At 37.1% G+C, this 10,654-nt stretch carries 10 protein-coding genes and 1 riboswitch; of the genes, 8 read left to right on the top strand and 2 right to left on the bottom strand.

Annotated elements, in window-relative coordinates; all coding sequences use genetic code 11:
- Together AO843_RS15335 and AO843_RS15330 are read left to right on the top strand one after the other, a co-directional pair.
- Positions 1–859, top strand: an 859-nt coding sequence (locus tag AO843_RS15335) for a S1C family serine protease (protein WP_231630168.1), incomplete at its 5' end; no start/stop codon positions are given.
- A 313-nt stretch (positions 860–1,172) separates the two neighbouring features.
- A complete protein-coding gene (locus AO843_RS15330; RefSeq protein WP_054611960.1) occupies positions 1,173–2,369 on the top strand; it encodes an MFS transporter in 1,197 nt (398 codons plus the stop codon).
- A 75-nt stretch (positions 2,370–2,444) separates the two neighbouring features.
- On the opposite strand, the gene AO843_RS15325 is transcribed toward AO843_RS15330, so the two are convergent.
- Positions 2,445–2,648: an alpha/beta-type small acid-soluble spore protein gene (locus tag AO843_RS15325; protein WP_008173624.1), complete on the bottom strand. Its 204-nt coding sequence runs from the start codon at positions 2,646–2,648 to the stop codon at positions 2,445–2,447.
- A gap of 187 nt (positions 2,649–2,835) precedes the next feature.
- On the opposite strand from AO843_RS15325, the gene AO843_RS15320 reads away from it, so the two are divergent.
- The 6 genes from AO843_RS15320 to AO843_RS15295 all read left to right on the top strand — a co-directional run bounded on the left by AO843_RS15320 (position 2,836) and on the right by AO843_RS15295 (position 8,871).
- The gene (locus AO843_RS15320; RefSeq protein ID WP_054611959.1) at positions 2,836–3,330 is read left to right on the top strand and encodes a YehS family protein; all 495 of its coding nucleotides are present in this window, start codon (positions 2,836–2,838) and stop codon (positions 3,328–3,330) included.
- Positions 3,331–3,477: 147 nt separating this feature from the next.
- Positions 3,478–3,672 (top strand): hypothetical protein, encoded by a 195-nt coding sequence (locus tag AO843_RS15315; RefSeq protein WP_054611958.1) that lies wholly within the window; start codon positions 3,478–3,480, stop codon positions 3,670–3,672.
- 183 nt (positions 3,673–3,855) lie between these two features.
- Positions 3,856–3,941, top strand: a riboswitch (cyclic di-GMP riboswitch).
- Between the two features lie 104 nt (positions 3,942–4,045).
- Positions 4,046–5,797: a methyl-accepting chemotaxis protein gene (locus AO843_RS15310; RefSeq protein WP_054611957.1), complete on the top strand. Its 1,752-nt coding sequence runs from the start codon at positions 4,046–4,048 to the stop codon at positions 5,795–5,797.
- Positions 5,787–6,539: an SDR family NAD(P)-dependent oxidoreductase gene (locus tag AO843_RS15305; RefSeq protein ID WP_054611956.1), complete on the top strand. Its 753-nt coding sequence runs from the start codon at positions 5,787–5,789 to the stop codon at positions 6,537–6,539. The genes AO843_RS15310 and AO843_RS15305 overlap by 11 nt, the downstream gene beginning before the upstream one ends.
- Before the next feature lie 22 nt (positions 6,540–6,561).
- Positions 6,562–8,052, top strand: a complete 1,491-nt coding sequence (locus AO843_RS15300) for a sodium:solute symporter family protein (RefSeq protein WP_054611955.1) — start codon at positions 6,562–6,564, stop codon at positions 8,050–8,052.
- Between the two features lie 144 nt (positions 8,053–8,196).
- The gene (locus AO843_RS15295) at positions 8,197–8,871 is read left to right on the top strand and encodes a hypothetical protein (RefSeq protein WP_054611954.1); all 675 of its coding nucleotides are present in this window, start codon (positions 8,197–8,199) and stop codon (positions 8,869–8,871) included.
- Positions 8,872–8,933: 62 nt separating this feature from the next.
- On the opposite strand, the gene AO843_RS15290 is transcribed toward AO843_RS15295, so the two are convergent.
- The gene (locus tag AO843_RS15290; protein ID WP_054611953.1) at positions 8,934–10,628 is read right to left on the bottom strand and encodes a methyl-accepting chemotaxis protein; all 1,695 of its coding nucleotides are present in this window, start codon (positions 10,626–10,628) and stop codon (positions 8,934–8,936) included.
- Positions 10,629–10,654: the final 26 nt, after the last annotated feature.

Raw genomic sequence — 10,654 nt, 5'->3', positions numbered from 1 at the left:
TCAAGCATCCTCTAAAATTGTTTTTATAGGTGACATTACGCAGCATGAATCATTATTCTTATATTTCTTATCGACACTTGGCTGCGATATATGCTATATGAATCCTAAAGGGGATATCACTAATTTGTATCCTATCATAGCAGCATCATCTAATTTGCAGAGTTGTCCTGATTGCTATGAAAAAGAATTCATAATCCCTAAAATGCTCTCGATGAAAAGCATACCACCGCAACAACCGACGATTCTCCCAACCCCTAGTTCTAGCATGGTTACTACAGAAGAGTGTAGTTATGAACAGTTGGCTTCTTTAGCGACGTCTGTTGTCATGATAAAGACATTTGGCGCAGATGGTAAGGTGTTATGTTTTGGCTCTGGAGTTGTTCTCCATCGCGATGGCTATATTTTGACGAACTTGCATGTTGTAGGTGGTGGGGACTATTATTCAGTGCTATATGAAAATGATCCAAACGAATATATTACTCATCAATTTGTGAAATATCATGATATACATGATTTGGCTATTTTGAAAGTGGACAGAACAGGCCAACCTTTACCTGTTAAAATGGATGGTCATTTAGTCAGAGGACAAAAGATTGTAGCGATTGGCAGTCCTCTCGGTTTATTTAATTCAGTCTCTGATGGAATTGTTGCGGGATTTAGAGATATACGAAAAATGTCTATGGTTCAATTTACAGCTGCTATTTCAAACGGAAGTTCCGGTGGTGCTTTATTGGATATGCAAGGGAGGTTGGTCGGTTTAATTACAGCTGGTTTTGATGATGGTCAGAATCTTAATTTGGCTGTACCGGCTCATGTCATCTATCAATTTGCTCAAAACTTTATTGAGTTAGCTAGTTAGTTTCCACTATTCAACCATTGCTTTTTTATGCATAATCTTATAGAATGTAGAACGGTATAAATGAACGAAATAAATTACCTTTAATACGGTCCAGAGAGGCTGAAAAGGGCTACATGATATTCTTAGGCTTATAATATCTTTGCTTTGGCATGCCCTTTTGTCTTCTCGGACTAAAGGGCTTTTATTTTTGTTCAAATACACCTCTTTTAAAGGAAGTCCCGTGAGGCTTCAAAAGAGAATGGACAAGACAGCTATAATCCATTCACTCGACACACTAAAAGAGAAAGATAACAAAACCTGGAGGTTAGAAAGAATGGATTATCGTAAAAAAACCGTGGTCGCTTCAGTGGCTGGGTTAACGCTAGAAGGAATGGACATTATGTTTATTTCTTTTGCGATGACAATGATTATTGCAGAATTTAACATTGATCTGGCAACGGGTGGATTAATTTCATCCATCACAAATATTGGCATGCTCTTAGGTGGGATTATTTTCGGTGTGCTTGCAGATAAGTATGGTCGGGTAAAAGTGTTCACATATACCATCATTTTGTTTGCAATCGGTACAGCCCTGACAGGAGTAGCAACAAGTATTGAACAAGTTTATGTATATAGATTTATCGCTGGACTAGGTGCTGGTGGGGAGTACGGTATTGGAATGGCGCTTGTCGCCGAGGCTTGGCCAAAAAATAAACAAGGAAGAGCATCTTCATATGTGAGTGTAGGTGCACAATATGGGGTAATATTAGCAGCTTTATTAAGTGCTGTTATTTTACCAACATTAGGATGGAGAGCGCTATTCTTTGTTGGTGTATTACCAGTGATCTTTGCCTTTATCGTACGAAAAAATCTTAATGAATCACCAGAATGGCTGGCGTCACAAAATAATCAAAGCAACAAGCAAAAAAAAGGGAAATTGGCACAGCTATTTGCATCACCGCGTGTCACTATGACGACTCTTTCCTTAATATTAATGGCAACAGTTCAAATTGCAGGCTATAATGGCCTGATGATCTGGCTACCATCAATGCTTCAAAAATCGCAAGGTTTATCTGTTTCAAGCTCTGCATTGTGGACAATTAGTACTGCAGTCGGCATGATTATTGGCATGCTCACTTTTGGAAGATTTATGGATCGTTTTGGTGCGAAACGTGCATTTGGTATCTTTTTATTGGCCTCTGCATGTGCCGTATTTCTGTACTCCTTTGCGACAGGAGCTGTAGCTATATTAATGGGCGGTGCAATTGTAGGATTCTTCTCTAATGGGATGTTTGCAGGTTACGGTGCATTAATTAGTAGCTTCTATCCCGTGCAAATCCGTAGTACAGCAACAAATACAATTTTTAACTTTGGTCGAGCAATAGGAGGATTTTCACCAATCTTTGTCGGCTATATTTTACAAAGTTATGATATGACAGTCGTAATGATTTACTTAGCAGCACTATATTGCATTTCCTTTATGGTCATGCTAACGCTAAAAGGCTCAACTGAGGACTTGCAAACAGCTTAATCCTATCCATTACAAAAGAACGAATTCCACTTCTTCAAAAGGAGAGGGATTCGTTCTTTTCTTGTTAGTTTTTAATTATAATAAACCTTTTGAACGTTTCTCAGCGATTTCTACGAGGCGTTTTGTAATTTCTCCTCCAACGGAACCATTAGCGCGAGAAGATGCTTCTGGCCCAAGCTGAACGCCAAACTCTTGTGCAATTTCATATTTCATTTGATTCACGGCTTCTTGTACACCAGGCACTAGAAGTTTATTTGAGCTACGATTATTGTTAGCCATTATTCTCACCTCCTTGCATTTAGAATGGTTGCAAATAAACTTTTCATACATTTAAAAAGAAGGAAACGCACACGCTAATTGCTAACAGCAACAACTTGTGGAAATCAAGCTAAAATGAGCAAACTGTCTGTTATAATAAAGCCTGGCTCTTTGCTAAAGAAGGTTGATTATAAGGAGGAATTTATCAATGACGAATAATGATATCCTAATTCGTTTACGCTATGCGTTAGATATAAAAAATGTAGATATGGTGGAAATATTTAAGCTAGGTGGCATGGACTATACGAAGGAAGAAATATTAAACATGCTTCTTAAGGTTAATGATGAGGAAGATGCACCAGAAGAATACATTAACTGTAATAACAAAATGCTAGAAGCTTTTTTAAATGGATTGATTACTTTTAAACGTGGTCCGCAAAAACCAAAGGCAGGACAGTCAGAAGGACCACTACCTGTGTCGGGGAAAGAAAGCCCAAATAATATGCTATTAAAGAAAGTGAAAATTGCCTTAGCTTTAACAACTGAGGACATGCTTGAAATGTTATATGATGGTGGGATTAAAGTTTCAAAAGGTGAATTAGGTGCGATTTTAAGAAATCCAAGTCATCGTAATTATAAAGAATGTGGCGATTCATTTGTTCGAAATTTTTTAAGAGGCTTGACATATAAATATAGAGAATAACGCACTAATATTGCCAAAATCAATCATAAAGTACCATTTTTTTCTTTAAAAATAGTTGACATTTTGTGACGAAATTGTGTACAATTAATTTATCACAAAATGTTCACAAAAAAGATGAAAAATGTTCACAAACAAAGGGGTGCTTGTATGATTTATTTTGACATCTTATTAGTAGCTATTGCATGTGTTACAATGCCTTTTATAGTTGCAGTTATGTTAGATATTTTTTATGCAGAACGAAAAAAAATACGTTTTTCATTACGACGTACTTCGTTATGGTATATGGCTATGTTTGCACTATCTTTTATACCATCTGTATTACTTATCACACAAAACGTATAAATTATTCAAACACTTAGGGGTAAGTGGGAAAATATGCAGCTACAACATGAATAAATGTTGTAGCTGTTTTTATTTTGTTCATTAAACGCGAACAAATGACATCAAAGTTAAAAATAGTATGAAATATGTATATTTCAAGCTGGTAGCATTGACTACTTTTACCCATTGTGTTAATTTTGGGAGGGAAAAGATAGGCAAATTTACTGAAAAGTAAAGACGCAAAGCTGCAGGTCTAAGGCAATGATTGCTAAGATGGCTGGGTTGCAAAAGAGTGCTAGTTGTATCCATTAAATTCTAGTTTAAGTACTTTTTATGCCTATTTCTTTCGGAATAGGCTATTTTTTGTGAAAAACATTTAAGGAGGAGAAAAGTCATGAAATTGTGGAAAAACATCTCATTAAAAAACAAGCTTTTACTGACGGTTTCGATTGTTGTTTTACTACTTATAGCGGTCATTACTACTCAAAGTATTAAAGAATTAAATAATCGGATGACAGTTGATTTGGAACAAGAGTTAAAAAGCGTTGGTTTGTTAACAGCCATGAATTTAGACAGTGATGAAGTGAAAGATTTATTGTCTGAAAAGGGAGAAACGAACGCGAAATTTACGAAGGTACAAAAACAACTCGATATGATTCAAGAACAACAAGGCATTATGAGCTGGAGTTATATTTGGGATGTACAGGATGAAGGTGGAGTCAATCCAATTGGCTATACATCTAATTTAAATGAGGTTTATGATGCGGGTGAAATTTTCACTGATTTAGCTGATGAACATGTGGAAACAGCTAAATTAGCCATTCAAAATAATAGTACTGAGGTAACAGATATTTTCGAGGATCCATTTGGCTCATGGAGAACAGTTTTCAGCCCGATTAAAGATGATAATGGACAATTGATAGCCCTATTAGGAATTGATTACTCCGCAGACTATATCAATACGATTATAAAAGCAAGTGTTATTAAGCAAATTGTCATTGCAATTATCGGAATTTTAATTCTATTAATCTTAGTTTACATAATTATAGATCGTTTATTAAAGCCACTTCAGAAAGTGGTAAATGTGGCAAACCAAGTAGCGAATGGGGAGCTAACAAATGTTGATTTAGATATTTCCAAAGATGAAATCGGCAATTTATCAGCATCTATTCAAACAATGGTTGCGAATTTACAACATATTATTTTAAACATAAGAAATACATCGAATCATGTTTCTTCTGCAGCGACTCAATTAACCGTGAATGCTGGTGAGAGTTATAACAGTTCCACTAATATTGCCAATGATGTGAAACAAATTACCGAAAATGCAGAATCTTCTATGACGATGACAGAGGAAACGGCGGCTGCTATGGAGGAGACTGCAACGGGTATTCAGCAAATTGCTGACTCTGCCAACACAGCGGCTGAATCCTCTATTTCGGCATCACAAGCATCTGAACGAGGCAATCAAGTTGTGCATCAAGTGATTGCACAAATGGAATTAATCAATGATTCAGTTGAGCAAATTGGAACAACTATTAACGGATTACATGTCAATACTAAAAAAATTAGTGAAATTGTTAGCTTAATTACGGCTATTGCGGACCAAACAAATCTTTTAGCGTTGAATGCAGCCATTGAAGCAGCACGAGCGGGCGAGCACGGTAAAGGCTTCGCTGTTGTAGCCGATGAGGTGAGACGATTGGCTGAGCAATCTTCACAGTCAGCAACTGAAATTTATAATTTAATTAGTTCGATTCAGTCAGATTCCAATGCTTCTTTAACTGTCATGGAAAAAGGCAAAGAAGATGTAAAAGTAGGTATGACATTTACAAATGAGGTGGGAGAAATCTTTAAAGAAATTCTTACTTCCTCAGAAGAAGTGGCTAATCAAATTCGGGAAATATCAGCGGCCTCTCAACAAATCTCTGCTTCCTCAGAGGAAGTGGCTGCATCTGTTAATAACATTAAACAATCTGCAGAATTATCAGCTGATTTCTCTTCCAATGTATCGAAATCTACACAGGAGCAGTTAACAACAATGCTAGAAGTGAAAGATGCATCTTCGGCGCTTGGAAAAACTGCAGAAGAACTACAAGAGCTTGTTACAAAATTCAAATTGGAGAATGATCAAAATGGACATTAATTTTACAGGAAAAAATGTTTTAATTACAGGCTCTAGTAAAGGGATCGGCAAAGCCATTGCACTTGGCTTTGCCCAACACGGGGCAAATATTTTAATCAATTATATTGGGGATGAGCATGAAGCGGAAGCTGTTCGTGTAGAAGCAGAAAAGTTTGGTGTTAAAGCTTTTACATTCCATGCGGATGTTTCTAATTCTCAGGAAGTGCAAGAGATGTATCAATTTATGGACAAGCATTTAGGAGAAATTGATATTCTTGTGAATAATGCTGGGTTTGCACAGGCATCCAGCATTACCGATCTAACGGATGAACAATGGGACAGAATGATTAAAGTTCATTTATATGGTTGCTTCTATAATTGCCGTGAGGCTACTAAAAGAATGAAAGAACGCAATACAGGGAAAATCATTAATATTTCTTCCGATATTGGTAGCTTAGGATGTGAAGAATTTACACATTATTCTGCCGCAAAGGGTGCTATCAATGCTTTTACAAAAGCTTTGGCTAGAGAATTAGCACCAACAGTACTTGTCAATGCAGTAGCTCCAAGTGGTACATTTACGGACATTTTAAAAGAGTTTGGAGACAATTATGTAGAGGAAGAATCCGCGAAATACCCATTAAAACGTTTAGCCCAACCAGAAGAAATCGCGAAAAGCGTGTTATTTTTAGCTTCTCAACATGCTAATTTCTATACAGGTCAAATATTAACACCTAATGGTGGCGTTGTAATGAACGGATAATGGAAAACTAAGGAGTACGAGCATGTTAAATATAATCATCTTTAGCTTATACTTAATATTTATTTATTATATTGGATATAAAGGGTACAAACGTGTCAACACAGCAGAGGATTTAATTGTTGCTGGATGGAGTATGCCTCTTTCAGTTGTTACAGGAAGTTTAGTCGCTGCCTTATTAGCTGCACCATTCTTTTTTGCAGCTGTTGGCTCGGGTTATACTAGTGGAGGCTTTGAAGGATCAGCAACAATGGGTGGCTTAGGGACTTGTATGATTCTTGGTGCACTCATTTGGACAAAGCCTTTACGTCGTTTAAAGGGCTGGACATTAGCAGATTACTATGGTCTACGCTATGGTAGTAAAAAGTTAGGCGCCTATACAGGTGTCGTAATGGCTATCGCCTTTGGTGTTTTTAATGCGGCTGCGTTAACGGTTGGTGGTACATATATTATTCAGCAACTATTACAAATTGACTTCATTCCTGCAGCACTTCTATTTGTGTCCTTAACAGCTATTTATTCGGTTATAGGTGGTTTATGGGCAGTCGCTTATACAGAGATAGTACAGGGTGCGCTTGCGGTAGCAGGTATTTTAGGAATTACTATCTTTATTTTATTTTACTATCCAGATGTTACCTTTAACCCTGACTGGTGGAATATTAGTACATTGTTTGAGAAGGCTGGAGCGGAGTTTTGGACGTTGTATCTTGTCTTAGCACTTGGGGACATTCCGGCAGTTGACCTTGGTCAAAGGGTAGCAGCAGCGAAAAGTCCAAGAGTAGCACAGCGTAGTATGATTATTGCAGGGACTATTGTTATTGCTATTAGCTGGATTCCAGGAATGCTGGGTGAAGCTTTTAAATCTATTTATCCTGATAGTGCTAACCCAGAAACATTGATGCTTACTTTTGCACAAGGTTATTTTCCACCTTTATTGGCAGCTATATTTTTAACAGCGATGGCAGCTATGGGGATGTCCACGGTTGCCGCATGTTATGTAGCGACTTCAGGGATTGTCACAAAGAACATCTATTTAGATTTTATTAATCGTAATCCTGATCCTAAAAAGCTATTAAGATTTTCACGCTCTGTCATTCTAGCGAGTGCATTATTAGGTTTAGTGTTAGCGGTTAGCTTCCAAAAAGTTATTGATTTAGCTTATTTAGCATGGGATGTTATTTTTGTGACGATATTCTGGCCAATTTTGTTAGGACCATTTTGGAAACGTGTGAGTACACCTGCTGTATGGGCAAGTATATCCGTTGGCCTAATCTATTACATTGTTACTTCATTGACATTTGTGCCTAGTTTGACCATCCAATCAGAAGGATTCCTTGGTCTATTAAATGAATTATGGCAAGCACCAGTATTTTCAGGTGTTGTAATAACAGGGATTACTATTGTAGTAGTAAGCCTTCTAGTGCCACCATCACAGCATGTCCTTGAGATGCACAAAATAGAAAAAGATAAAACATTAGACGACGTAGGCAGTAAAGAAGAATTAATCGGTCGCTAATAGAGAACATGAGATCCTTGTACATTCATCGATCTCATGTTTTTTTATGATGGAGAAATAAGTATGAAAAGATAGATTCATGAATAGATTGCTAGTACATTAAACTATTTCTCTAGCGATTATCTTCATAAAGGCGGGATATGAATGAAAATTATTTTCTTCATTTTATTAGGGATTATCTATCTTTTTCTAGCAAATGCGATTGAACTAGCCGTTATTAAGCAGCTATTTTTTTTAATCGGGCTAGCGTTAGTGAGTATAGGAATTATTCGGTATATAAAAGAGCGTTATGTGGAATCACAAAATTATGCACAAATGAAGGAAGCTAGTGAGGAGGAGATGAAGGCGATCCCTCATACTCAATGCCTATTATCTGAGGATGCTTTAAAGGGGCTATTGTTAAATGAACATACAAATATGCTTATCTTCGCTCAAAGGGAAGAGTTAGAGGAAGAACTTAAAATAATAGAAATTCCGTTTAGTAAAATCTATGAAGTAGCTATGATGGAGGATGAAATGTTTGTCCTCAGAACTAAAAATTACTTAATGAGCGGCTCGTTGTTAGGGGAAGAGGAGGATTTAGCAGAAGAAGAGGAAGAGGATGATACCGTTTCACAACTATCATTAAAATTTGTAGTCGATCATTTATCAGAGCCTATTTTAGAGTATATTTTTATGGATCAGGGTGAACATCCTATAGCGAGAGATGAGGAAGAATATGAAGAAGCAATGGAATTATGTGAGAAATGGTTTCAAAAGATAAGTGTCATTATTAAGCGCCATGAGCTGGAAAGAGTTCCAATTAGACATTGGCAATAATGAAAAGATAAAAAGCTATCTCAAATCTAGAAAAAATTGAGATAGCTTTTAACATCGTTCTTTTAAATTTTAAACTGTTTTAATTGGCCATTTAATTCCTCGGCTAACCCAGCGAGCTGATTAGCGCTTCGAGCTATTTCATCCATAGTAGCGGCCGTTTCCTCCACAGTCGCTGTCGTTTGTTCAACTCCAGCAGCAGATTCCTGTGAAATGGAAGCCATCTCATCAATAGAAGCATTGATCGATTCTGAACCATTGGCAAGTTGATTTAAATTATCGGAGATAGTAGTAATATTATCAATCATATCCTCGACAGCACTAGATATTTGTTCAAATGTTTCACTTGTTTGATCAAGCTGTGCTGTTCCTCTTTTGACTTCCTCATAGCCTGTTTGTAAGGCAGTAGTGACATTACCTGTCTCACCTTGAATACGGTTGACGATTGTTGAAATATCAGTGACTGAGAATTGCACTTGTTCGGCAAGCTTGCGGACCTCATCTGCTACAACGGCGAAGCCTTTACCATGTTCACCTGCTCGTGCCGCTTCAATAGCTGCATTTAAAGCGAGTAAATTGGTTTGGTTGGAAATATCATCTATCACAGAAACCAGTTTGGAGATTTCAGCAGACTGATCATTCAAATTTTCAACCTTTTTCACAGAATCTAACATTATTTCATTAATAGCGGCCATTTGTTGTGTCGATTGAATCATTAAGTTTTTGCCACTAATCGTTAAATCTTGAACCTGGCTAGAATGATCTTTTAGCTCGGTACCTTCTTGTGTTGTTTCTTGAATACTGCGTTTGAACGCTGTCATCGTTTCTGCTAAATCACCCGTTGTAGAGGCTTGCGTTTCTGTGCCTGAAGCAAGCTCCTGCATAGTCACGGTAATTTGTTCAGTACCTGCCTGTACTTCATTGGAAGATTGCGCTAGCTCCTCGCTACTTGCTGCTACGGTTTCAGAAACCGTATAGATGGATTGAATGGTTTGCTTTAATTGAACATTCATCTCGTTTGCTGAAGACATTAACGTTCCAATTTCATCGCGTGTTTTTACAGTTAATGGGTCAAGCTGTAAATTACCATCTGCTAGTTCCTTCATACGATTTGCCACAACCTTAATAGGTTTAGAAATCGTACTAGCTGTAATAATGGCTATTAAAATACCAATTATCGTTAAGATAGAGCTGAAAATAATACCGATCGTACGATTGGTAGAGCTCGTTGTTACAACATCATTACCAACAGCTGTAATGGCTTCTTCACGGTCATTAGCAAGCTGTTCATAGCCATTACGTACGTTCGACACGAGATCTTGGGTATCCATTAAATTTTCTAAAGCTAGTTCCTTATTGCCCTTTTGATAGACATCGAATACTTCTGTCTTCACAATTTGGCTCCAATCACGTGCAAGTTCTACAGTTTTCTTGCGTTCCTCAGATGTATCATATTTGTCTAGAATCGCATTATTATCCTCAGCTATTTGACGATACTCATTAAACGTTTCCTTATATTTTTCATCTCCGGTTAACACATAGTTTAAAGCTGCTGACAATCGGACACTCATAGAGAGTGCTAAATTATTACTTGCATTGAGTACTACTAAATCTTCTTTTACTAAAGCCTTTGCTTGTCTTTCCATAGCTGTATTGGAAGTGTAAGTGTAGGCTGTAAAGCTAACGACTAAAACTAACAAAAGTATAAATGCACTTAAAATTTTTGCTTTAAGTGTTTTAAACTGATAAATGCCTTTCATTTCCCCATCCCTTTACCCAACTCCGT

The sequence above is a fragment of the Lysinibacillus sp. ZYM-1 genome, from assembly GCF_001308875.1.
GTDB lineage: Bacteria > Bacillota > Bacilli > Bacillales_A > Planococcaceae > Lysinibacillus.
Note: the sequence above shows the minus strand (reverse complement) of the source record. Positions and strands in the feature narration are given on the sequence as shown.

Bases quoted from the DNA above. Each gene is read 5' to 3' on its own strand.
- AO843_RS15315 (WP_054611958.1), top strand. From the start codon at position 3,478: ATGATTTATTTTGACATCTTATTAGTAGCTATTGCATGTGTTACAATG.
- AO843_RS15320 (WP_054611959.1), top strand. From the start codon at position 2,836: ATGACGAATAATGATATCCTAATTCGTTTACGCTATGCGTTAGATATA.
- AO843_RS15290 (WP_054611953.1), bottom strand. From the start codon at position 10,628: ATGAAAGGCATTTATCAGTTTAAAACACTTAAAGCAAAAATTTTAAGT.
- AO843_RS15295 (WP_054611954.1), top strand. From the start codon at position 8,197: ATGAAAATTATTTTCTTCATTTTATTAGGGATTATCTATCTTTTTCTA.
- AO843_RS15305 (WP_054611956.1), top strand. From the start codon at position 5,787: ATGGACATTAATTTTACAGGAAAAAATGTTTTAATTACAGGCTCTAGT.
- AO843_RS15310 (WP_054611957.1), top strand. From the start codon at position 4,046: ATGAAATTGTGGAAAAACATCTCATTAAAAAACAAGCTTTTACTGACG.
- AO843_RS15300 (WP_054611955.1), top strand. From the start codon at position 6,562: ATGTTAAATATAATCATCTTTAGCTTATACTTAATATTTATTTATTAT.
- AO843_RS15325 (WP_008173624.1), bottom strand. From the start codon at position 2,648: ATGGCTAACAATAATCGTAGCTCAAATAAACTTCTAGTGCCTGGTGTA.
- AO843_RS15330 (WP_054611960.1), top strand. From the start codon at position 1,173: ATGGATTATCGTAAAAAAACCGTGGTCGCTTCAGTGGCTGGGTTAACG.